Raw genomic sequence first — 22,814 nt, forward strand, 5'->3', positions numbered from 1 at the left:
ATGCTGCCCGAACCCCTCGCCCAGGTCCTGCGGGACAGCGGCTCCGGCCTCGGCGCCGAGGAACTCCTCGACGTCCTGTGGCTGGCCGCCCGCCTGCCCCGCGACGCCACGGCACCGCTGGCCCGCGCGGCGCGGACCGCCCTCGCCGAGGGAACCGGCCCGGCCGCCGCCCGCCCGGCCGACCCGGGACATCACGACGGGCCCGGCCGGCCCGCCGGCGACGCGGAGCGGCCCGGCGTCCCCGTGTACCGGGCCCCCGAGCGGCCCGGCGCGGACCGGGACCCACGGCCGTCCGCACCATCCCGAGGAACGGGCGGGACCGGCACACCCGGCGCCGGGCTGTACGCGACCGAGGCGCGGGGAGCGCGCCCGTCGGCACCGGCGATCCCGCTGCGCGTGCCGGAGGAGAAGGTGCTGGCGGCGGAGGAGCTGGCGCTCAGCCGGGCCCTGCGCCCCCTCAAACGCAGCCGCCCCGACCCCCGCGTCATGGAGCTGGACGAGCCGGCGACCGTGACCGCCGCAGCCGAGACGGGCCTGCTCGACCCGGTGCTGCGCCCGGTCCGCACCCGATGGCTCGACCTGGTGATGCTGGTCGACGACGGGGTGTCCATGCTGCTGTGGCGCCGCCTGGTCACCGAGGTACGGCAGCTGCTCGAACGCAGCGGAGCGTTCCGCACGGTACGCGTCCACGGCCTGGACACCCGCGGTCCGCGCGCCCCGCGCGTCACCGCCCGCCCCTACCTGGGCGACGACCGGGAGGCGGCGACCGCGGTGCGCGTCGGCGACGCCGCCGCCGGGAGCACGCTGGCGCTCGTGCTCAGCGACGGCGTGGGCGCGGCCTGGTGGGACGGGCGGATGCACGCCCTCCTCGGGCGCCTGGCCCGGCAGGGTCCGACCGCCGTGCTGCACACCCTGCCCGAACCGCTCCGCGCCGGCTCCGGGATCCGGTACCGGACCTGGCGCGTCACCACCCGGCGGGCGGGCGCCGCGCCGCACACGTGGGAGATCCGTGACCCGGTGCTGCCGGCGGAACTGGCCCCGTTCACCGGGCTGCCCGTGCCCGTCATCGAACCGTCGGCCCCCGTCGTCGAGCGGTGGGCCCGGCTCGTCGGCTCGGCGGGGACCACCGAAGCGCTGCCCCTGCTGACCGCCGCGTCACCGCCTTCCGCCAGCCCTCCCGCCCGGCCTGCGGAGCGCCCGCGGGACGCCGGCCACGAGGTGCTGCGCTTCCGGGCCGCCGCCAGCCCCGAGGCGTACCGTCTCGCCGCCCATGTCGCCGCCGTCGCACCGGTGACCGTCCCGGTGCTGCGGCTGGTCCAGAAGGCCCTCGGGGACGGCATCGGCACCGGTCACCTGGCGGAGGTCTTCCTCGGCGGCCTGATGCTGCGCACGGACGAGGGCGGTGCCGCCGTCCCACCGGACCAGCGCGTCTTCGACGTCACCGAGGACACCCGGCGCATCCTGCTGAGCACCGTGCCGGCCGGCGAACTCCTGCGCACGAGCCGGGCGATCGGCTCCCGGCTGGGGGAACTGACCGGCCGCGCACCGGGCTTCGCCGCCTGGCTGGCCGACGACCGGGGCACCGGCCGGGCCGGCGTGGAAGGACGGCCGTTCGCCGGCACCGACGAGCGGCTGCTGCGCCGGCTGGGCCTCTCGTCCGGCCCCGGCCGCGAGGCACCGGACCGGCCCCCCGGCCAGGGTGGCACCGGGAGCGGCGACCGGCCGGGCTCCTCCTGGACGGCCCTGCGCGACGACGACCCGCGCAGACTGGGGCCGTACACGCTCACCGCCCGTTCCACCACGGTCCACGGCCACGTCGTGCAGTACTTCGGCCGGTCGTCCCCGTTCGGCCACGCGCTGGTGCGGGTGCCGGTCAGCGGGGACGCCGGGACGGACGCGGAGCTGGTCCGCACCGAGGAGACCGTCCTGCTGCGTCTGTTCGGGCTCGGCGCGCCGCCGCCGCGGGAACGCGCCCTGGGCGTCCGGCCCTGGCTGGCCGTGGGCATCGAACAGCGGGCCGGGAGCCGCGAACCCGTTCCCGACCTGGAAACCCTGCTGCGGGACGGGTGGCGGCCGACGAGGGAGCAGTTCGCGCGGATCGGCGCCAAGCTGGCCGCCGCGCTGGCGCACGCGCACGGCAAGCGGGTGGTGCACGGCGCGCTGACCTCCGGCCGGGTCCTCCTGGGCGAGAAGGACGTCGTCGTCACCGACTGGGCCACCGCCACCGTCGACGGCGTCCCCAGCCCGCACCGCGCGGCGCACGTGCCCGGTCCCGGCCTGCTCGCACCGGAACTGAGGGACGCGTCCGCGTCCGGTCCCACGGAGGCCTCGGACGTCTACGCCCTCGGGGTCGTGCTGGTCGCGCTGCTGACCGGGTCCGTCGGGGACCGGCCGGTCGACGCCCGGCGCGTGGCCCTGCTGACGGGCGTGGGCGCCCGCGTCCGCAGTGCGGTGGCGCGGTGCCTGCACCGCGATCCGGACGCCCGGCCCTCCGCCGCCGAGGTGTCGAGGACGCTCCGCGCCAGGCCCGGCGCCCCCTGGCCGGGGGACCTGCGGTCCTCCTCCACCGACGCCGGTTCCCGGCCGGACGTGGCCGCCGTCCGCGCCTTGCTGATCGGCTACACCGCGCGCGACCGCGAGTGGGCCGAATGGATCGCGTGGCACCTGACGGCCCGGGGACACCACGTAGGGCTGCACCTCGTCGGCCCGGAGCCCGCCGACCACCGGACCCGCCTCGCCGTGGCAGCGGCCGACGAGCTGGTCGTGGTGTTCTCGGGCGCCGGCGCGTCCCCGTGGCGGGGGATCGCCGAGGACGTGGCGCGGCACGAACGCGTCGTGGCCCTGCTCGTGGACGACGTGCCGGCCCGGGACGTCCCCGAGTGGCTGATCCGCAGGCCGTGCACGCGGTTGTCCGGCTCGGACGAGTCCGCCGCCCTCACCGCCCTCCTGGCGGCGGTCGACGGCCCGGGGGCAGGCTCCGCCCCGCTCCCGCACCCCGAGGCACAGCCGTCCCCCCGGGCCGCCCGGCGCCCCCCGCTGCCCTCCGCCCCGTCGCTGCCGAGCGTCCGGAACAGCCCGGACAGGAACCCCGACTTCACCGGACGGGAGACCGAACTGGCCCGGCTGCGCGACGCCTTCCGGGCGGGGCACCGGACCGTCCAGGTCGTGTACGGCCCCCTCGCCGTCGGGAAGACCCAGCTCGCCCTGGAGTACGCCCACCGCTTCGCCGGCTCCTACGACATCGTCTGGTGGGTGCGCGCCGAAGACCCCGGGGAGACCGTCCGGGGGCTGGCCGAGCTGAGTCTCCGGCTCGGTGCCGGCACCGCCCGGGACGACCCCACCGGGAGCGTCCTCGCGCTCCTCGGCCGCCTGCGGACCCGTGACGACTGGCTCATCGTCCTCGACGGGGCCGTGACAGCGCCGCGGACGGAACGATGGATCCCGGACGGCCCCGGGCACGTGCTGATCACCACCAGGGACCCCGACTTCACGGAGCACGGTCGCGCGGTCCCCCTGGACGTCTTCACCCGCGCCGAATCGGTGGCGTTCCTCACCGGGCGGCTGCGGCGGCTCGCCCCCGGGGACGCCGACGCCCTTGCCGCCGCCCTCGGGGACCATCCCCTCGCGCTGCGCCGGGCGGCCGGGGCGCTGGCGGACGCCGTGCCCCCGGCGCGCTACCGCGCCCTGCTCGCGGACGATCCCGCCGGGGCACTGGGCGGCGGAGCCGGCACGGACGACGGCGACTCCCTCGGTGCCGTACTCGCGGCGGCCGTCGCCGGACTCGGCGGCGACCATCCCGCCGCCCGTGACCTGCTGGGTCTGACGGCGTTCCTCGGCCCCGCGCCCGTCCCGCTCGACTGGGTGCCCGGCCTCCTCGCGCGCGGCGGTGCCCGGACCGGTGCGGCGGAGGCGGTGAGGCCCCTGCTGCGGCTCGGCCTGGCGACCCTGGACGAGGGCGCGCTCCGCGTCCACCGGTTGGTCCAGGCGCTGGTCCGGGCCGGGACCGACCGGCAGCCGGCGCAGGACCGGGTCGCGGCCTTCCTCGCCGCCGTCGACCTCGGCCGGCCGGACGCCCCCGGCAACTGGCCCGGCTGGGAGCTGCTCACCACCCATCTGACCACGGGCCACTTCGACGCCGACCGGCGGCCGGAACTGCGGGCGCGGCTGCTGGAGGCCGTCGACTACCTGCTGGCCCGCGAGGAGCACCGGGCCGCGCACGCGCTGGTGCAGGTGCTGCGGCGGACGTGGCCGGAGGCGCTCGGCCCCGACCACCCCGACTGCCTCCGGCTGACGGGCACGGCCGCCGTGCTGCTCAACTACCTCGGCCACCACGAGGAGGCCCACGCCGCCCACCGGGACACGGTGGACGGCCGCCGGCGCGTCCTGGGACCCGACCATCCCGACACGATCGCCGCGGAGTACAACCTCGCCCTCGCTCTGCACCGCCTCGGCCGGGTGGCGCAGGCGGTCACCGTCCTGCGGGACCTGCTGCCCCGCAGCCGACGGGTGTCCGGGCCCGGGCACCCGGTCACGGCCCGCCTGACCAAGGCGCTCGCCGCCCTGCTCAACCTCCAGGGCCACACCCTGGAGGCGCGGGAGCTGCTGGACCGGGCCCGGCGCGGACAGTGACGCCCTACACCCCCGCCGCCCGGGCCTTCTCGTACACCTCCGCCGCCACGTCCTTCAGCTCCTCCGCGTCGCGCAGGCCGGCCTGGAGGTCGAGGTGGATCTCGTCCAGGCCGATCGCGGCGTACGCGGCCAGGTCCTCGACGATCTGGTCGACGCTGCCCTGGCCGGGGCGGCGGCCGGGTCCGTCGTACGTCGTCGGCAGGTACCGGGCGTTCAGCCGCAGCGAGGCCCGCAGCGGCCGGGTCCGGCCGCGCTCGGCGGCGAGGTTCCGCAGTTGCCGCCACTGCTCGGTGACCGCCTTCACGCCGGCGGCCACCGGCAGCCAGCCGTCCGCCCGGTCGACGAGCCGGCGCCGGGCCCGCGCGCTGCCCGCGGCCAGCAGGACCGGTATCGGCCGGGCCGGCTTGGGCCCGACCACCGCCGGCGCGATCCTCGTGAGGTGGCCGTCGTACGACACCGGGTCCGGGCCCCAGACCGCCCGGCACACCTCGATCAGCTCGTCCAGGGCCCGGCCGCGCTCGGCGAACGGGCGCGGCGCCGCCGCCGCGTACTCATCGAGGGACCAGCCGGTGCCGAAGCCCGCGACGACCCGGCCGCCGCTCGCCGCGTCCAGCGAGGCCAGCGCCTTGGCGAGCTGGAACGGGCCGTGCAGCGGCGCGACCAGCACGCTGGAGCCCAGTTCGGCCCGCTCGGTCGCCGCGGCGGCCAGCGTCAGCGTGACCAACGGCTCGGCCACGCTCCGGTACTCGTCGGGCCAGGGCATGCCCTCGATGCCGTACAGCCCCTGCGTGGCGGGTTCGGGGAACAGCGCCCGTTCGAAGGCCCACAGGCTGCTGTATCCCGTCCGTTCGGCGGCGCGGGCCACCTCCGGGACGTCCGTGCCGATGTCGTACTGACGCATCTGGGGAAGACCGAGTCCGAGCGGGATCGCCATGCCTGTCTCCTTCGCCGTCGGTGTGACCACCGGGTCAACGCGTGGGAGATACACGGGGATTCCGCGTGCGGGGGGTGGGCCGGACGGGCAGGGGGGTGAGGAGCATGCGGCCCGCGCAGCCGACCGCCGCGTCCAGCCGCTCGGTGAACTCCCCGGCCAGTTCGGGCAGTCCGCGCAGCGACCACAGGGCGCGGGCCGTGACCCACGCGGCGTCCCGGGCGCGCTCCAGGCTCCAGCAGCCCAGCAGATGGGTCAGCGGGTCGGTGATCAGCAGCGCGTCGGGGTCCGGCATCAGCTCGTCGCGGACGCGTTCCTCCACCGGCAGGAGCAGCTCGGCCACCCGGTCGAACTCGTCCTCCAGGTCCCCGGGCGCGCAGCCGAGCGTCCGGCAGGCGTCCACGACGGCGAGCGGCAGATCGTGGCCGACGTGCGCGTGGAGACCGGCCAGCGCGAACTGCGCCGGACGTACCTGGGGGTGGCGCCGGAACTGCAGCAGGGGCCGCCAGCAGGCGGGCGGACGGCCGGGGTCGTCCTCCGGGTCGACGGCGGCCAGGCAGCGCTCGGCGCACCGCCCGCCCAGGACGCCCGCGGGCCGGGGACGGGGGACGCGGCCGGCCCCCGGGTTCCGGCCGGCGGCCTCGGCGAAGGGCAGGTAGATCCGGGCGAAGACCGCGACGCCGTCCCCGGGCGGGGGCGCCGCGCCGAGGGCGCGCAGCCGGGCGAGGGCGGTGGCCTGCGGCCCGGTGGCCGTGGTGACGTGTCGACGGTGCGTCATGGGGGGCAGAGTCGCAGCTTCAGCGGGCCGGGAGGACCGGCGCCCCGCAGCTTCCCCGGAACGGGGGAACGCGCCGCCGCGCGGGGGAGGTGAACCGTGTTCGCGTCGGGTGCTCGTGCCCTGCGGCGGACGACGAGCGGGGGTGCTCGCCGGCGGGCCGGCGACCCACACGGGGGCCGGACCCGCGTGGTCAGGCCCTTCCGGCCGGCACCGGGACGACCGGCCGCGTCGTCGCTCCCGCCGCCCCGGTCGTCCGTCCCGCCGTCCGGCCGCCGTGTGGGTCGCCGGCCCGGCCGCCGTCACCGCCCGCCCGGCACGTCGGCCCCGCTCCGGCGCCGCGCACCGGGCGGGCTCGGACCGACGCCGGCCGTGCACCGAGCCGCCGGGGGAGCCGGACCGCTGCGCGGGCGAGCCGGGCGCCGTTCCCCCGTCGCACGCCTACGACTTGGCGCGCGGCGGCTCGTCGTCGTAGCCCTCGTAGCCCTGGTCGTAGGTCGACGTGCCCTCGTCGAGCAGCGGTTCCTGGGTCTTGAGGTGGGCGGGGGCGAAGGCGCGCAGGGTGTGGTAGCCGGTGATGACGACGATCGTGCCGAGCGCGATGCCGCTGAGCGAGAAGGTGTCGGTGAACTTCAGCGAGACCCCGCCGACGCCGATGATGATGCCCGCGGCGGTCGGCACCAGGTTCAGCGGGTTGCGCAGGTCCACCCGGGCGTTGGTCCAGATCTGCGCGCCGAGCAGGCCGATCATGCCGTACAGGATGACGGTGATGCCGCCGAGGACGCCGCCCGGGATGGCGGCGACCACCGCGCCGAACTTGGGGCAGAGGCCGAACAGCAGGGCGAAGCAGGCGGCGGCCCAGTACGCGGCCGTGGAGTAGACGCGGGTCGCGGCCATCACGCCGATGTTCTCGGAGTACGTGGTGTTGGGCGGGCCGCCGACCGCGGTGGACAGGACCGAGCCGACGCCGTCGGCGGAGATCGCGGTGCCCAGCTTGTCGTCGAGCGGGTCGCCGGTCATCTCGCCGACCGCCTTGACGTGCCCCGCGTTCTCCGCGATCAGCGCGATCACGACCGGCAGTGCGACCAGGATCGCCGACCACTCGAAGGTCGGCCCGTGGAAGGAGGGCAGCCCGATCCAGTCGGCCCGGCCCACGGCGGAGAAGTCCAGCCGCCAGTGGTCGGTGACCTCGCCGCTGCCGTCCACCGAGTGGATCTTGCCGAGGACCCGGTCGAGGAGGAACGACAGGACGTATCCGAAGACCAGCCCCAGGAAGATCGCGATCCGGGACCAGAAGCCGCGCAGGCACACCACGGCCAGACCGGTGAACAGCATCACCAGCAGCGCCGTCCACTGGTCCTGCGGCCAGTAGGTGGAGGCGGTGACCGGCGCGAGGTTGAAGCCGATCAGCATCACCACCGCGCCGGTGACCACCGGCGGCATCGCGGCGTGGATGATCCGCGCCCCGAACCGCTGCACCGCGAGCCCCACCAGGAACAGCGCGACACCCACGACCAGCACCGCGCCGGTCACCGTGGCGCTGGTGCCGCCCTGCGCCCGGATCACCGCGGCGACACCGACGAAGGAGAGCGAACAGCCCAGATAGCTCGGCACCCGGCCGCGGGTGGCCAGGAGGAAGATCATGGTCGAGACGCCCGACATCATGATCGCCAGGTTCGGGTCCAGGCCCATCAGGACCGGGGCCACGAAGGACGCCCCGAACATGGCCACGACGTGCTGGGCGCCGAGCCCGGCCGTCCGGGGCCAGGAGAGCCGTTCGTCGGGGCGGACCACCGCACCGGGGGCGGGGGTGCGCCCGTCGCCGTGCAGCTTCCAGCGGACGCCGAGATCCATGGGGTGTCGCTTTCCTCGTTCTGTGCGGCTTGTCCGGACCATTGTCGGGGCTGACCGGCCATGCTTCGCACCGGTGAGCGCCTGCTTAGGATGAAGGGGCCGCCGGTCCTTGTAGGCGGCAATCATCTCGTACGTCCCAGGAGCACCGCCCATGACCGCCGAAGCCCCGGCCGCCGCCCCCCTCTCGTACGGCCGGCTCGTCCCCGTCACCGTCCACTTCGACGACCTGGACGCCCTCGGCCTGCTGCACAACGCCCGCTACCCGGTCCTGGTCGAGCGGGCCTGGGGCGAGCTGTGGGAGGAGCACGGTCACCGCTACGCGGGCGACTGGGCGGCGGCCGGCGACGCCTGCAACGCCGTGAAGGAACTGCGGATCACCTACGAGGCGCCCGTCACCCGGCCCGGCGCCCACGCCGTCCACCTGTGGCTGGAGCGGCTGGGCCGGACCGGGCTGACGTACGGCTTCCGTTTCTGCTCGGCGGACGGGGCGACCACCTACGCCCACGGCACCCGGGTGCTGGTCCGGCTGGACGCGGCGACGATGCGGCCGGCGCCGTGGAGCGAGGCGTTCAGGACCGTCGGCCGGGAACTGCTGCGTCCGGCCGCCTGACCTTCACCCGCCGGTCCCCGGCGCGCAGCACCCCCGCGAACACCACCAGACCGCAGGCCAGCACCGTCACCAGCCCGAACGACACCACCAGGCTGGTCGCCTCGGCCAGCCCGCCGATCGCGCTCGGGGCGATCAGCCCGGAGGTGTACGTGATGGTGGCGACGCCCGCGATGGCCAGCGACGGGTTGCCACCGCTGCGGCCGGCCGCGGCGAAGCAGAGCGGGACGACCACGGCGATGCCGAGACCCAGCAGCGCGAAGCCGGTCATCGCGACCGCCGGATGGCCGCCGAGCACCACCAGCAGCCCGCCGAGCACGGCCAGTACGCCGCTCACCCGCACCGAGCGCACCGCGCCGAACCGGTCCACGAGCCGGTCGCCGGCGAACCGGGAGACCGCCATGGTCAGCGTGAACCCGGTGGTGCACGCCGCCGCGAGCCCGGCCGAGGTGTCCAGCCGGTCCCGCAGGTAGACCGCCGACCAGTCCAGGCTCGCGCCCTCCGCGAAGACCGCGCAGAACCCGACCGCGCCGATCAGCACCGCCGATCGCGGCGGCAGCGCGAACCTCGGCGGCGGGTCCTCGTCCTCGGCCGGCTGGAGGTCCAGCACCCAGCGGCAGGCGACCAGCCCGGCGGCGGTCAGCACCAGGGCGGCCAGCGCGTGGTGCAGCCGGGCGTCGGTGCCGAGGTGCGCGGCGAGCGTGCCGGCCGCCGAGCCGATCAGCGCCCCCGCGCTCCACATGCCGTGCAGCCCCGACATGATCGACTTGTCGAGACGGGTCTCCACGTCGACGCCGAGCGCGTTCATCGCCACGTCCGACACGCCGGACGCGGCCCCGTAGACGAACAGGGCGAGGCAGAGGGTGGGCAGGTTCGGGGCGAGGGAGGGCAGGACGAGCGACAGCGTCCACAGGGCCAGCAGTCCGCGCAGCGCGGTGCGGGCGCCGAAGCGGTGGCTGACCCGGCCCGCCAGCGGCATGGCGAGCGAGGCGCCGAGCGCGGGGAAGGCGAGGGCCAGTCCGAGCTGGCCCGCGCTGACTCCCGCGTGGTCCTGGACCCAGGGCACCCGGGTGGCGAACGACCCGGTGACCGAGCCGTGCACGGCGAACACGGCCGCCACGGCGTACCGGGCGCGCCGCACGTCGCGTAGTCGGTGGACCACCACACTCATGCCGGAATCCCTCCCCGGGGTCCGCTGTCCGTCACGGCCGGATGCCGCGAGGCGTAAACTATCAGGCAGCCTTCCTGATAGATAGTGAATACTCCGGCCATCGCGCTCGTCGATCTGGAAGGATTCCGGCATGCCCGCCACTCCCCGGACCGCTCGGGCCATCAACGACCGGCTCGCCCTCCAACTGCTCCAGCGCGAGGGCCCGTTGACGGCCGCGCAGCTCAAGCAGCTCACCGGCCTGTCCCGGCCCTCCGTGGCCGACCTCGTCGAACGGCTCGGCGCGGCCGGCCTGATCGAGGTGGTCGGCGAGGCGGGCGAACAGCGCCGCGGCCCCAACGCCAAGGTGTACGGCATCGTCGCCGGGCTGGCCCGTCTGGCCGCGCTGGACGTCCGCACGGAGGGCGTCGCCGTGCTCGTCTCCGACCTGGTCGGCGGCGTCCTGGCCGAGGCGTCGGCGCCCATCACCGACGACGCGGGGACCGGACCGGCGGTGGAGCAGGCGGTGGCGCTGGTCGAGCAGGCGGCCAAGGAGGCCGGGGCGGACCGGCTGCACACGGTGGGCATCGGCGCCCCCGGCCTGATCGACCCGGCCACCGGTGAGCTGCGGGACAGCGGCGGCCTGCCGGCCTGGCACCGCCGGCTGGTCGCCGCCGTGCAGGAGCGGTTCCCGGAGTCCCGGGTGACCGTCGAGAACGAGACCAACCTGGCCGCCCTGGCCGAGCAGCGCGACGGCGTCGCCCGTGACCGGGACACCTTCGTCCTGCTCTGGCTGGACCTCGGCATCGGCGCGGCGCTCGTCCTCGACGGCGCGCTGCGCCGGGGCGCCTCCGGGGGCGCGGGCGAGGTCGGCTTCCTGCCGGTGCCGGGCACCTCGGGCGTGCCGTCCGCCACAGACTGCGAGGGCGGCTTCCACTCCCTGGCCTCGGCGTCGGCGATCACGGCCCTCGCGGCGGAACACGGGGTGGACGGGGTCCTCCGGGCGGCGGACGGGACAGGAACCCGGGGCACGGCCGGGCGCGCGACGGCGGGCAGCGGTCGTGAACCGGCCGCCCCCGACGCCCCCGCGCACGCCGTGGACCTGGTGCGCGCGGCGGTGCAGGGCGCGGACCCGGCCGGCGCGCGCTTCCTCGACGCCCTGGCCGACCGCGTCGCCCTCGGCGCCGCCTCCGTGGTCTCCGTCCTCGACCCGGGCTGTGTGGTGCTGGGCGGGGAGATCGGCCGCGCGGGCGGACCGGCGCTGGCCGCCCGGGTCCACCGCCGGCTGGCCCGGATGTCCCCCCTGCCCACCGAGGTGCGGACCAGCGCGCTGGGCGGCGGGGCGGTCCTGCGCGGCGCCCTGCTGAAGGCCCGGGACGCCGCCCAGGAGGACCTCTTCGGGCCGCCGGTCCGGTAGGGCGTCAGGGCGCTTCCGCGTCCCCCCGGTCCGCGTTCCCGCCCGCCGCCAGCCACAGCAGCGCCGCCGGCAGTACCACCGCCGTGCCCAGCAGCGCCATGAACCCCGCGCCGCTCGCCGCCGGCAGCGGTGCCAGGTGCTGGGCGTGGAAGACCAGGTGCGGCACCGACGAGACCAGATAGGCCACCAGCGCCGTCAGCACCAGGCGCCGTTCCATCGTCGCCACCGCCGCGCACAGCACCACGCCGAGCGCCAGCCCGGCCCCGCCGAAGTCCCGCAGCAGATGCTCGTTGTAGGGCGGCAGATGGGACACCCAGGGCCACTTCCAGAACAGCTCGGGGAGCAGCAGTACCCACAGCCCCAGCAGCAGCTGGGTCGCGGCGAGGAAACCGAGCCCCGCCCGCACCAGTCCGTCACGTCCGCTCGTCGACAGCACGGAGGTGAGCCTTCCCCGTGGCGGGCCGCTCCCACCACGCTCCTGGGTGGCCCGGCGGCGGGCAAGGGCCGTCGTCACCACCGCCGGGCCGGTCTCGGGGCAGGAGCCGGGCAGACACTAGAGAGGACTAGACCACATCGTCAATAGGTACGGACCAGCCCGGCGGAGGAGCGGCCCCGGCTGTGAGCCACCCCACAGCACTCGCCCGGCTGGACGACGATCAGGCGTGGCACACTGGCTCTGTACCAGAAGCAGCGCACTCCGGGGTCGGTGAAAGTCCGAACCGGCGGTTACAGTCCGCGACCCGGTCGCTTCCAGCGACCGGTTGACCAGGTGAAATTCCTGGACCGACGGTTAAAGTCCGGATGGGAGGCAGTGCGCGGCGGACGAGCACGTGTGCGCGTCGCCGGCTGGTTCGGACCCGTCCTCGGGGGACAGGTCCGACCGACGGGACGGCGTACCCGACCGTTCTCGTCCGTACGTTCTGTCGTCATCGACGGCAGCCCCGGAGTCCGTGCCCGAGAGGCAGGAGGACCCGGGACGTGTTCACCGGAATCGTCGAAGAGCTGGGCGAGATCACCGCCGTCGAGACCCTCGACGACGCCTGTCGCTTCCGACTGCGCGGTCCCGTCGTCACCGAAGCCGCGAAACACGGCGACTCCATCGCCGTCAACGGTGTCTGCCTCACGGTCGTCGACCACGAGGGCGACGAGTTCACCGCCGACGTCATGGCCGAGACCCTGCACCGCTCCAGCCTCGGCGCCCTCACCGTCGGCTCCCGCGTCAACCTGGAGCGCCCCACCGCGGTCGGCGCCCGCCTCGGCGGCCACATCGTGCAGGGCCACGTCGACGGCACCGGCGCGATCCTGGAGCGCACGCCCTCCGAGCACTGGGAGATCGTCCGGATCTCCCTCCCCGCCGGGCTCTCCCGCTACGTCGTGGAGAAGGGCTCCATCACCGTCGACGGCATCAGCCTCACCGTGGTCGACGCCGGCCCCGACTCCTTCACGGTCAGCCTCATCCCGACCACCCTCGCCCTGACCACGCTCGGCATCAAGCAGCCCGGCGACCCGGTCAACCTCGAGGTGGACATCGTCGCCAAGTACGTCGAGCGCCTGCTCGCGGCCCAGGGGGGCACCAAGTGAACTGGCTCAACTCAGAGGCGTTCGTCCTCCTCGGCCAGCACATCAAGTGGTCGGACATGATCGGCAACGTGATCGGCCTGCTCGGCCTCGCCCTCGGCTGGCGCCGCTCCCTGTGGAGCTGGCCGGTGCAGTTCCTCTCCGGCCTGATCCTCTTCGCCGCCTTCGCCACCGCCCACCTCTCCGGCAGCGCCGGCAAGCAGATCGTCGTCATGGTCGTCGCCGCGTACGGCTTCCAGCAGTGGAACCGCGGCCGGCGCCAGGCCCAGGACGGCACCATCGCCGTCCGCTTCGCCACCTGGCGCGAGCGCGCCGTGCTGCTCGGCGCCGCCGCCGTCGGCACCCTCGCGGTCGGCGGCCTGTTCACCGCCTACCCGAGCCTGTCCTGGGACCCCTGGCCGGACGCCTACGTCTTCGTCGGCACCATCGTCGCCATGTACGCGCAGGCCCGCGGCATGGTCGAGTTCTGGCTCGCCTGGCTCCTGGTCGACCTGGTCGGTGTCCCGCTGAACTTCGCCAACGGCTTCGCCTTCTCCGGCTTCGTCTACGTCATCTACGGCGCGCTGGTCCTGTGGGGCCTGCGCGACTGGTGGCTGCGCTCCCGCAAGGGCCCGCGGCCCCTGATGGAAGGAGCGCCCGCATGAGCGCCGCCCCCCTCCTCCACCCCTCCGACGGCCCCGAGGAGTTCGCCCTCGACCCCGTCCGGCAGGCCGTCGCCGACATCGCCGCGGGCCGCCCGGTCGTGGTCGTCGACGACGCCGACCGGGAGAACGAGGGCGACCTCGTGATCGCCGCCGAGAAGGCGACCGAGGAGATCGTCGCCTTCATGATGAGCGAGTGCCGCGGCCTGATCTGCGCCCCCATGGAGGGCGACGAACTGGACCGGCTCCACCTCCCGCAGATGGTCCAGGACAACACCGAGTCCATGAAGACGGCGTTCACCGTCTCCGTCGACGCCACCGCCGCCCACGGCGTGACCACCGGCATCTCCGCCGCCGACCGCGCCACCACCCTGCGCCTGCTGGCGAGCGGCACCGCCGCCCCCGCCGACCTGGTCCGCCCCGGCCACGTCTTCCCGCTGCGCGCCCGCCCCGGCGGCGTCCTGGTCCGCGACGGCCACACCGAGGCCGCCGTCGACCTCGCCCGCCTCGCGGGCCTGCGCCCGGCCGGCGCCATCGTGGAGATCGCCGGTGAGGACGGCCGGATGCTGCGGCTGCCCGAGCTGATCCCGTTCGCCCGCAAGCACGGCCTGACGATCATCTCCATCGAGGACCTGATCGCCTACCGCCGCAGCGAAGAGCCCACCGTCCGCCGCGAGGCCGAGGTCGACCTCCCCACCGCCCACGGCCCCTTCACCGCGTACGGCTACCGCTCCACCGTCGACGGCGTCGAGCACGTCGCCCTGGTGCACGGCGAGATCGGCGACGGCACCGACGTCCTGGTCCGGGTCCACTCCGAGTGCCTCACCGGCGACGTCTTCGGCTCCCAGCGCTGCGACTGCGGCCCCCAGCTGGACGCCTCGCTCGCCCGCATCCAGACCGAGGGCCGGGGCGTCGTCGTCTACCTGCGCGGCCACGAGGGCCGCGGCATCGGCCTGATGTCCAAACTCCGCGCCTACGAGCTCCAGGAGCGCGGCCGCGACACCCTGGACGCCAACCTCGAACTCGGCCTGCCCGCCGACGCCCGGGACTACGGCGCCGGCGCCCAGATCCTCAAGGACCTCGGAGTGCGCTCCGTACGCCTGCTGACCAACAACCCCGACAAGAAGGACGCCCTCGTCCGGCACGGCGTCGAGGTCACCGGCCGGGAGCCGATGCCCGTCCAGGCCGGCGAGCACAACCTCCGCTACCTGCGCACCAAGCGGGACCGGATGGGCCACGACCTGCCCTGGCTGGACACCACCGCCGTGTCCACCTGCGGAAACCAGTAACCGAACAGCACAGCGAACAGCACGAGGAGCAACGTGAGCGGCAAGGGCGCACCGGAACTGTCCGTGAGCAACGTGGGTGACCTGCGGGTCGCCGTCGTCGCGGCGCAGTGGCACGAGAAGGTGATGGACGGCCTGGTGGACGGCGCCCTGCGCGCCCTGCACGACCTGGGCATCAGCGAGCCGACCCTGCTGCGGGTCCCCGGCAGCTGGGAGCTGCCCGTGGTCGCCAAGGTCCTCGCGGGCCGCGGCTACGACGCGATCGTCGCCCTGGGCGTCGTGATCCGCGGCGGCACCCCCCACTTCGAGTACGTGTGCCAGGGCGTCGCCCAGGGCCTCACCCAGGTCTCCGTCGACACCGGCGTCCCCGTCGGCTTCGGCGTCCTCACCTGCGACACCGAGGAGCAGGCCCTGGACCGCGCCGGCCTCGAGGGCTCCCGCGAGGACAAGGGCCACGAGGCGGTGACCGCGGCGGTCGCCACGGCGGCGACGCTCCGTTCAGTATCCGAACCCTGGCGGCAGACGAGCTGACAGAGCCCGTAGAGTGGGCGCCACCATGTCCAAGAAGACGTTCGAGGAGCTGTTCACCGAGCTCCAGCACAAGGCCGCCCACGGCGACCCCGCCACCTCCCGCACCGCCGAGCTGGTCGACAAGGGCGTCCATGCCATCGGCAAGAAGGTCGTCGAGGAGGCCGCCGAGGTCTGGATGGCCGCCGAATACGAGGGCAAGGACGCCGCCGCCGAGGAGATCTCCCAGCTGCTGTACCACGTCCAGGTGATGATGGTCGCCCGCGGCATCTCCCTGGACGACGTCTACGCCCACCTCTGAGCACCCCGCCCCCGCACCACACCACACGAAGGAAGCCGTCCCCATGCTGCGCATCGCCGTTCCCAACAAGGGTTCCCTCTCCGGCCCTGCGGCGGACATGCTCCATGAGGCCGGCTACCGGCAGCGCCGTGAGTCCAAGGAACTGCGCATCGTCGACCCGGGCAACGAGGTCGAGTTCTTCTACCTCCGCCCCCGCGACATCGCCATCTACGTCTCCTCCGGCAAGCTCGACATCGGCATCACCGGCCGCGACCTGCTGGTCGACTCCGGCGCCGAGGCCGAGGAGATCCTCCCCCTCGGCTTCGCCCGCTCCACCTTCCGCTACGCCGGCAGGCCGGGCGCCGCGACCGGCGTCGAGAACCTCAAGGGCAAGACGGTCGCCACCTCCTACGAGGGCATCGTCGCCCGGCACCTCGCCGACCACGGCATCGACGCCTCCGTCGTCCACCTCGACGGCGCCGTCGAGACCGCCATCGAGCTGGGCGTCGCCGAGGTCATCGCGGACGTCGTCGAGACCGGCACCTCGCTGCGCAACGCCGGCCTGGAGGTCTTCGGCGAGCCGATCATGAAGTCCGAGGCGGTCGTCATCCGACGCACCGGCGCCGACACCGAGGACGCCAAGGCCCAGCAGTTCCTCCGCCGCCTCCAGGGCGTCCTGGTGGCCCGGACGTACGTGATGATGGACTACGACTGCCGGGTCGAGCAGCTCGAGAAGGCCGTGGCGCTCACCCCGGGCCTGGAGTCCCCGACCATCTCCCCGCTGCACAACGAGGGCTGGGTCGCCGTCCGCGCGATGGTCCCCGCCCGCGACGCCCAGCGGATCATGGACGACCTCTACGAGATCGGCGCCCGCGCCATCCTCACCACGGCCATCCACGCCTGCCGTCTCTGACCCTCCGTCCCACCCCCTCCACCGGAGCGATCCCATGGCGGACGCCGCCCCCGGGCACGCCGGCGCGCAGCGGGAGCTGCCCGGCCTGCCCGTCACCTTCCGGCCGGTCCTCACCCGCGCCGTCCTGCTCGCCGCCGCCGTCGTGCTGTTCGTGGTCCTCACGACGGTCGCGATGCTGCTGAAGGGCCTCGGGCCGGGGGAGCGCGCCAGCTTCGTGCTGACCGCGCTGCTCCTGGACGCCGTCCTGCTGATCCTCGCCCGGCCCAAGGCCGTCGCCGAGGAGTCCGGCCTCACCGTCGTCAACCTCACCCGCAGGCGCCGGCTGGACTGGGCCGAGATCGTCCGGGTCAACCTGCGCACCGGCGACCCCTGGGTCTTCCTCGACCTCAGCGACGGCACCAGCCTGCCCGTCCTCGGCATCCAGCCGGGCATCGCCAAGCAGCGCGCCGTCGCCGACGCGCGCACCCTGCGGGCCCTCGCCGAGGCCCGGTCCGCCGCCGACCCGGGGGCGCGCCCGGCCTGATCCCGAGCGCCCCCGAGGTGCGCCCCGGAGCGTCCCGGGGCCCGATCGGGGTCGTCCACCCTGCCGCGGGTGGCCGGATCGTGATTAATCTGGAGGGCGAAGGCGCGACGAGAGCGCCTTCGCCCCTGTCGCTCCGCCCGGTGCACGGGGGTTCCTGCTACCCGAGGAGTGACTCCCTCCGGCGATGGACGGATCGTCCTGCAGTACCTGCGCCGCCCCCGGTCGTGACACGACACAGGCGGCGGCATCATGACCATCCCCCTGCTGCTCCTGGCAGCCGCTCTCCTGCTGATCCTGGCCAACGGATTCTTCGTGGCGGCCGAGTTCGGCCTGGTGACCGTCGAGCGGGCGGACGCCGAGCGCGCCGCCGCGGACGGCGACCGGCGTGCCCGCCGGGTCGTCGAGTCCCTCAAGGAGCTGTCCTTCCAGCTCTCCGGCACCCAGCTCGGCATCACCCTCACCTCCCTCGTCGTCGGCATGCTCGCCGAACCGGCGCTCGCCCAGCTCCTGGACGGCCCGTTCACCGGGCTCGGCATCCCCGGCGGCGCGGTCTCCGGCGTCGCCGTCGTCGTCGGCATGCTGCTGGCCTCGGCCGTGCAGATGGTGATCGGCGAACTGGTGCCCAAGAACTGGGCGGTCTCCCGGCCGTTGCAGGTCGCCCGCTTCGTGGCCGGCCCGCAGCACGCCTTCGCCCGGCTCTTCCACCCGGTGATCGCCGCGCTCAACTCGGTGGCCAACCGCCTCGTGCGCACCCTCGGTGTCGAACCGGCCGAGGAGCTGGCCTCCGCCCGCACTCCGGGCGAACTGGTCTCCCTGGCCCGGCACTCCGCCCGGGCCGGCGCCCTGGAGCAGGACACCGCCGACCTGTTCGTGCGGACCCTGTCCCTGGGCGAGCTGACCGCGCAGCACGTCATGACCCCGCGGGTGAGGGTCAGCGCCCTGCACTCCTCGGCCACCGCCGAGGACGTGGTCAACCTGACCCGCGCCACCGGCCTGTCCCGCTTCCCCGTCTACCGGCACAAGATCGACGAGGTCGTCGGCATGGTCCACCTCAAGGACGCCCTCGCGGTTCCGGCCCACGAGCGGCTGCGCACCCCCGTCGGCTCCCTCGCCCGGCCCGCGCTGCTGGTCCCCGAGACCCTCCCGGTCCGGCCCCTGCTGGCCCGGCTGCGCAGCGAGCAGCCCATCGCGGTCGTCGTCGACGAGTACGGCGGCACGGCCGGCGTGGTCACCCTGGAGGACATCGTCGAGGAGATCGTCGGCGAGGTCCGCGACGAGCACGACGGGCAGGACCTGCCCGAACTCGCGGTGGCCCCGCCCGAGGACGGCCGGCCCGCCTGGGACGCCGACGGCAGCTGCCGCGTCGACGCCCTGCGCCGTATCGGCCTGGAGGTCCCCGAGGGGCCGTACGAGACCGTCGCGGGCCTCGTCGCGGACCTGCTCGGCCGAATCCCGGCCGTCGGTGACCGGGCCGAACTGCCCGGCTGGCGGCTCTCCGTCCGCCAGGTCGGGCACTACCGCGCGGAGCGGGTACGGCTGGTGCGGACCGCGCCCGCCGGTCTGCTGGAGGCGGCCCGGTGAGCGTCCTCCAACTCCTGCTCGCCGCGCTCCTCGTGCTGGCCAACGGGTTCTTCGTCGGCGCCGAGTTCGCCCTGGTGTCGGTGCGCCGCAGCCAGATCGAACCGCTCGGCACCGCCCGCGCCCGCCAGGTGCTGCACGGCCTGGAGCACCTGCCGCAGATGATGGCCGCCGCCCAGTTCGGCATCACCGTCTGCTCGCTGACCCTCGGCGCCGTCGCCGAGCCGACCGTCGCCCACCTGCTGGAGCCGGTCTTCACGTGGATGCACCTGCCGCACGGCGTGATCCATCCGCTCGGGTACGTCATCGCGCTGGCCGCCGTGGTCTTCTGCCACCTGGTCATCGGCGAGATGGTCCCGAAGAACCTCGCGATGGCCGCCCCGGAGAAGGCCGCGCTCCGGCTCAGCCCCGGCCTGGTCGCCTTCGCCCGGCTGTGCAGGCCGGTCACGGCCGCCCTCGGCGCCTGCGCGCAGGGCATCCTGCGGCTCTTCCGGGTCGAGCCCAAGGACGAGGTCGAGGCCGTCTTCACCAGCGAGCAGCTCAACCGGCTCGTGGAGGACGCGGGCCAGGCCGGTCTGCTCGACCCCGAGGAGCAGGAGCGCCTGGAGGATGCCCTGGAGCTGGGCTCCCGCCCGGTGACGGACGTCCTCCTCAAGGGCGAGTCCTGGGTGACGGTCAGCCCGTCGGTCACCCCGGGGGAGATCGTCGCGCTGACCGCGCGCACCGGGTACTCCCGCTTCCCGGTCGCCGCGGACAACGGCGTCTTCATGGGCTACCTGCACGTGAAGGACGTGCTGGACCTGGAGGACTCCGACCGGGCCGTGCCCCAGCGCGTCTGGCGGCCCATGACGACGCTCCGGCCGGAACTGCCCCTGGACGACGCGCTGACCGTGATGCGCCGGGCCGCCACCCACCTCGCCCAGGTGGCCGACACCGGCGGCCGGGTGCTCGGGCTGGTCGCCCTGGAGGACGTACTGGAGCTGCTCGTCGGCGAGGTGCGGGACCCGGCGCACCGGGAGGTGGCCGAGGTGACCCTGGCCGAGCCGCGCACCAGCGGCTCCAGCGAGGAGGTGCTGGCCTCCTGAGCGGGCTCCGGGCGCGGTCTCAGGGACCCGGCGGGTCCTGCGGCCCGCGCCCGGAGAGCACCTCCCCGTACGCCTGCATCAGGTCCGGCAGCCGCAGCGTCGCCAGGTCGTCCCGGGCGAGCGCGCCCGGATAGGCGGACAGCCGCAGGTCCCGGTAGGCACAGCTCTTCTCGTACAGCGTCCGCAGGAACCGGCCGTTGCCCAGCTCGTCGACCCAGCCCTGTTCGACGACGTGCCCGGCGATCGAGCGCAGTTCCTCCAGGGCCTCCTCGTCCCACCGGTCGCCGTTCTCACCGGCGAGGACCTCGCCGATCGCGGTCAGTTCGGAGGGGCGGTACGAGGGGAAGTCCACGCGGGTGGTGAACCGGGAGGAGAGCCCGGGGTTGGCGGCCAGCAGCCGGTCCATGCCCTCCGGGTAGCCGGCCAGGATCACCACGAGGTGGTCCCGGTTGTCCTCGGCCCGCTTCAGCAGCACCTGGAGGGCCTCGTCGCCGTAGGCGTCGCCCTTGCCGTAACCGGAGTTGGACAGCGCGTACGCCTCGTCGACGAAGAGGACCCCGCCGAGCGCGGAGTCGATCAGCTCGTTGGCCTTCACGGCGGTCTGCCCCAGGTACTCGCCGACCAGGTCGGCGCGCTGCGCCTCGACCAGGTGGTCGCCGCCGAGCAGTCCGAGGGCGTAGAAGACGCGGCCCAGGATGCGGGCCACGGTGGTCTTGCCGGTGCCGGAGGGGCCGGAGAAGACGAAGTGCCGTTTCGGCGGCTGCACGGGCAGGCCCTGCCCGGCGCGCAGCCGTGCCATGTTCAGCTGCGCCGAGAGCGCCTTGACCTGCCGTTTCACCGGTTCCAGGCCGACCATGCGCTCCAGTTCGGCGAGGGCCTCCTCCAGTAACCCGGGATCGGTCGGGCCGGTGGGCAGGGACGGGTCGGGCGGGGCGGTCTTCTCCCGCACCGAGGGGTCGGCCGCCGAGGGCAGGGGAGCGGAGGGCGGCCCGAAGGCGGAGACCTTCAGATCGCGTTCCTCGGTGCCGAAGAACGGGTCGAGCCCGTCGGGACCGTCCACCCCGTCCTGTCCGGCGCCGGTCAGGGTCAGCGCCGCGAGGTCGGCGGCGTCCTCGTACTCGTCGCCCTCGGCGATCGCCGCCAGCCGGGCGGAGGTGTCCATGAAGCCGGGGTCGACCCGGTGCACGGCCCGGTACAGCGGCAGGGCGGCGGCGCTGCGGCCGGTGCCCTCCCGGGACCGGGCCAGCCAGTAGCGCAGTTCCTTGCGCTGCGGCTGCTCGCTGCGGCACCGCATCAGGGCCGCCGACAGCAGCGGCTCGGCCTGCCCGTACATCTCCAGCCGGACCCGGGCCATGCCGCCGAACAGGCCCGCCTCGATGCCCAGCAGCGGATCGCCCAGCAGCGGGTCGGTGTGCCGGACGAGCTGCTCCCAGTCCTTGACGAGATAGGCCCGGCAGGCGTGCAGGAAACGGACGTGTGGGTCGGTGTCGACCGGTGGCAGCCCGGCCAGCGCCCGGTCCAGCTCCGGCACATGGCGGCCGTCCAGCCAGTGCGAGGCGTGCGCCAGCAGCAGGTCGCGGGGGCTCTCCAGCACGGGCTGCACCCACCAGCCCAGCCAGTACCAGGAGTTGAGGGTGCGGCGGTGCCGGGCGCGCTGTTCGCCGAAGCGGTCCCGGTGCCGGAACATCCGCAGCAGCGCGGCCGTCGTGTCGACGCGCAGCGCGTGCAGTCCGAGCCATCCGTCGGCCATGCCCGGATCGATCCGCACCGCCGTCCGGAACTCCTCCTCGGCCTGCGGGTAGGCGCCCATCGTGTAGGCGTCCACGCCTCGCAGCCAGGCGAGGTCGGCCGGGGCCGGCGGGCCCTGCGTGCCGAAGTCCATCACGTCCCCCACAAACCGTGCCCCCGTCGGTATGCCGCCGGGCGTCGCCCGCCGGCCGCCTTGGTCCGACCGCTGAACCGCTGTGCCCCGGAACGGAGTTGCCAGGTGCCTGGAGCAGTCGTCCACGGGCCGCATCCAGGGCATCGTACCTGCGGGACTGTCCCCTCCGAAGGGTGCGGGGAGGGGCCGCTCGACGAGCGGAAGCAGGAGGGGCGCAGGGGGCGCGGTGACCGAGGGTGAGCGATCGGTGCCGTCGGGCGCCGCGGAAAAGGGTGATGCGGACAGAACGAAGCCCCCGATCACGGGGGAACAACCGGGGGCTTCGCGTCTGCGGCGGCTCCCGAAGGGCCGCACATTGAGAACGTAAGACCTGTACGGCTCCCGGGTCAAGCCGAGTTGGAGCTTGTCGGCAAGTTACCGGGACGACGTCTTCACAGGTTCGACACAACGACGACGGCTGGTCACGTACGGTGAGAATCGGGCCCTTGCCCTGCGGTCCCGGCGGGCCCGGGGAGCACGTCGTACCCCTCGTGCACCGAATGCCCCGGGCGCACCAGGAGGTCGGCATGGGGGCGTGAAGGGTCATCGCGGAAGTGCCGGCGTTCGGCCGGGACCCAGCCGTCCCAGAACGCCCGCTGCTCCTCGCCGTCCCGGTCCCGCCCGCGCGCCCACGCCTGCTCGGCCGGCAGCTCCAGCCACAGCAGCGCGGCCAGCCAGGGGCGCAGTGCCCGGCGGCCCGCGCCGACCCCCTCCACCAGGATCACCGGGGCGGGCGGCAGCGCCCTGGGCGGCCCGAAGCGCCGGGTCCGCCAGTCGTAGGGCCGGTAGTGGGCGGTCTCTCCCCGGCCGAGCGGTTCGACCACCTGGGCCAGCAGCCGGCCGGTCCAGCCGAACAGCTCCTCGTGGCTGGCGATGTCGTCGAGGTGCAGCACCGGGGCGCCGCCGAGCGCCCGCGCCAGCCGGCCGGCGAACGTGGACTTCCCGGAGCCCGCGTGGCCGTCGACGCCGATCAGCCGGACCGGACCGCAGGACGGCGGCAGCCGGCGCAGCCGGCCGGCCAGGTCGCGCAGGGCGGGTGCCGGGGGGAGGGAAGGTCCGGAAGGGATGGCGGGGTCCTGGGGTGGAGGAGGGCGGCGGAGAGGGACAGGGGGCGGCGGTCG

Annotated in this window: 19 protein-coding genes and 1 riboswitch; of the genes, 12 read left to right on the forward strand and 7 right to left on the reverse strand. The window is 74.7% G+C overall.

The window, feature by feature from the left end; translation table 11 throughout:
* Nucleotides 1-4,629: an FxSxx-COOH system tetratricopeptide repeat protein gene (gene fxsT, locus Sdagh_RS02745; protein WP_190077540.1), complete on the forward strand. Its 4,629-nt coding sequence runs from the start codon at nt 1-3 to the stop codon at nt 4,627-4,629.
* Nucleotides 4,630-4,633: 4 nt separating this feature from the next.
* Here fxsT and Sdagh_RS02750 read toward each other — a convergent pair whose 3' ends face one another.
* From Sdagh_RS02750 to Sdagh_RS02760, 3 genes are all read right to left on the reverse strand, one after another.
* Complete coding sequence (locus Sdagh_RS02750) at nt 4,634-5,563, reverse strand: TIGR03619 family F420-dependent LLM class oxidoreductase (protein ID WP_189419025.1); 930 nt, start codon at nt 5,561-5,563, stop codon at nt 4,634-4,636.
* Nucleotides 5,564-5,597: 34 nt separating this feature from the next.
* On the reverse strand, nt 5,598-6,338 hold the full coding sequence (locus tag Sdagh_RS02755; RefSeq protein WP_189419028.1) for a DUF5995 family protein: 741 nt from the start codon (nt 6,336-6,338) through the stop codon (nt 5,598-5,600).
* A 438-nt stretch (nt 6,339-6,776) separates the two neighbouring features.
* A complete protein-coding gene (locus Sdagh_RS02760; protein WP_189419030.1) occupies nt 6,777-8,189 on the reverse strand; it encodes a uracil-xanthine permease family protein in 1,413 nt (470 codons plus the stop codon).
* Between the two features lie 151 nt (nt 8,190-8,340).
* Between Sdagh_RS02760 and Sdagh_RS02765 the strand changes: the two genes are divergently transcribed.
* On the forward strand, nt 8,341-8,799 hold the full coding sequence (locus Sdagh_RS02765; RefSeq protein WP_189419032.1) for an acyl-CoA thioesterase: 459 nt from the start codon (nt 8,341-8,343) through the stop codon (nt 8,797-8,799).
* On the opposite strand, the gene Sdagh_RS02770 is transcribed toward Sdagh_RS02765, so the two are convergent.
* Nucleotides 8,759-9,967: an MFS transporter gene (locus tag Sdagh_RS02770; RefSeq protein ID WP_189419034.1), complete on the reverse strand. Its 1,209-nt coding sequence runs from the start codon at nt 9,965-9,967 to the stop codon at nt 8,759-8,761. The two genes, Sdagh_RS02765 and Sdagh_RS02770, sit on opposite strands and share 41 nt — an antisense overlap.
* A 130-nt stretch (nt 9,968-10,097) precedes the next feature.
* Here Sdagh_RS02770 and Sdagh_RS02775 point away from each other — a divergent pair, with 130 nt between their 5' ends.
* On the forward strand, nt 10,098-11,360 hold the full coding sequence (locus Sdagh_RS02775) for an ROK family transcriptional regulator (RefSeq protein ID WP_189419037.1): 1,263 nt from the start codon (nt 10,098-10,100) through the stop codon (nt 11,358-11,360).
* A gap of 4 nt (nt 11,361-11,364) precedes the next feature.
* Here the strand turns inward: Sdagh_RS02775 and Sdagh_RS02780 are convergent, their stop codons facing one another.
* On the reverse strand, nt 11,365-11,796 hold the full coding sequence (locus Sdagh_RS02780) for a hypothetical protein (protein WP_226534456.1): 432 nt from the start codon (nt 11,794-11,796) through the stop codon (nt 11,365-11,367).
* Nucleotides 11,797-12,048: 252 nt separating this feature from the next.
* Nucleotides 12,049-12,179: riboswitch (FMN riboswitch) on the forward strand.
* Between the two features lie 159 nt (nt 12,180-12,338).
* Between Sdagh_RS02780 and Sdagh_RS02785 the strand changes: the two genes are divergently transcribed.
* From Sdagh_RS02785 to Sdagh_RS02825, 9 genes are all read left to right on the forward strand, one after another.
* Nucleotides 12,339-12,941, forward strand: coding sequence for a riboflavin synthase (locus Sdagh_RS02785; protein ID WP_189419039.1), 603 nt, complete (start codon nt 12,339-12,341; stop codon nt 12,939-12,941).
* Nucleotides 12,938-13,582 (forward strand): nicotinamide mononucleotide transporter family protein, encoded by a 645-nt coding sequence (locus tag Sdagh_RS02790; RefSeq protein WP_189419041.1) that lies wholly within the window; start codon nt 12,938-12,940, stop codon nt 13,580-13,582. The genes Sdagh_RS02785 and Sdagh_RS02790 overlap by 4 nt, the downstream gene beginning before the upstream one ends.
* Nucleotides 13,579-14,868, forward strand: a complete 1,290-nt coding sequence (locus tag Sdagh_RS02795; RefSeq protein ID WP_189419043.1) for a bifunctional 3,4-dihydroxy-2-butanone-4-phosphate synthase/GTP cyclohydrolase II — start codon at nt 13,579-13,581, stop codon at nt 14,866-14,868. Before Sdagh_RS02790 ends, Sdagh_RS02795 begins: the two co-directional genes overlap by 4 nt.
* A gap of 33 nt (nt 14,869-14,901) precedes the next feature.
* Nucleotides 14,902-15,396: a 6,7-dimethyl-8-ribityllumazine synthase gene (gene ribH / locus Sdagh_RS02800; RefSeq protein WP_189419045.1), complete on the forward strand. Its 495-nt coding sequence runs from the start codon at nt 14,902-14,904 to the stop codon at nt 15,394-15,396.
* Nucleotides 15,397-15,421: 25 nt separating this feature from the next.
* Entirely contained in the window at nt 15,422-15,694 is a 273-nt protein-coding gene (locus tag Sdagh_RS02805; protein WP_030185156.1) for a phosphoribosyl-ATP diphosphatase, read from the forward strand.
* Nucleotides 15,695-15,737: 43 nt separating this feature from the next.
* Nucleotides 15,738-16,586 carry an ATP phosphoribosyltransferase gene (gene hisG / locus Sdagh_RS02810; RefSeq protein WP_190077539.1) on the forward strand — a complete coding sequence of 283 codons (849 nt, stop codon included), beginning with the start codon at nt 15,738-15,740 and terminating at the stop codon, nt 16,584-16,586.
* Between the two features lie 34 nt (nt 16,587-16,620).
* Nucleotides 16,621-17,109, forward strand: coding sequence for a PH domain-containing protein (locus Sdagh_RS02815; RefSeq protein ID WP_189419050.1), 489 nt, complete (start codon nt 16,621-16,623; stop codon nt 17,107-17,109).
* A gap of 249 nt (nt 17,110-17,358) precedes the next feature.
* Complete coding sequence (locus Sdagh_RS02820; protein WP_189419053.1) at nt 17,359-18,690, forward strand: hemolysin family protein; 1,332 nt, start codon at nt 17,359-17,361, stop codon at nt 18,688-18,690.
* Nucleotides 18,687-19,772 carry a hemolysin family protein gene (locus Sdagh_RS02825; RefSeq protein WP_189419055.1) on the forward strand — a complete coding sequence of 362 codons (1,086 nt, stop codon included), beginning with the start codon at nt 18,687-18,689 and terminating at the stop codon, nt 19,770-19,772. Before Sdagh_RS02820 ends, Sdagh_RS02825 begins: the two co-directional genes overlap by 4 nt.
* A 19-nt stretch (nt 19,773-19,791) precedes the next feature.
* Here the strand turns inward: Sdagh_RS02825 and Sdagh_RS02830 are convergent, their stop codons facing one another.
* Together Sdagh_RS02830 and Sdagh_RS02835 are read right to left on the reverse strand one after the other, a co-directional pair.
* Entirely contained in the window at nt 19,792-21,654 is a 1,863-nt protein-coding gene (locus Sdagh_RS02830) for an AAA family ATPase (RefSeq protein ID WP_190077538.1), read from the reverse strand.
* A 461-nt stretch (nt 21,655-22,115) separates the two neighbouring features.
* Nucleotides 22,116-22,760 (reverse strand): uridine kinase family protein, encoded by a 645-nt coding sequence (locus tag Sdagh_RS02835; RefSeq protein WP_372478409.1) that lies wholly within the window; start codon nt 22,758-22,760, stop codon nt 22,116-22,118.
* Nucleotides 22,761-22,814: the final 54 nt, after the last annotated feature.

This window comes from Streptomyces daghestanicus (genome assembly GCF_020521275.1).
Classification (GTDB): Bacteria; Actinomycetota; Actinomycetes; order Streptomycetales; family Streptomycetaceae; genus Streptomyces; species Streptomyces griseoviridis.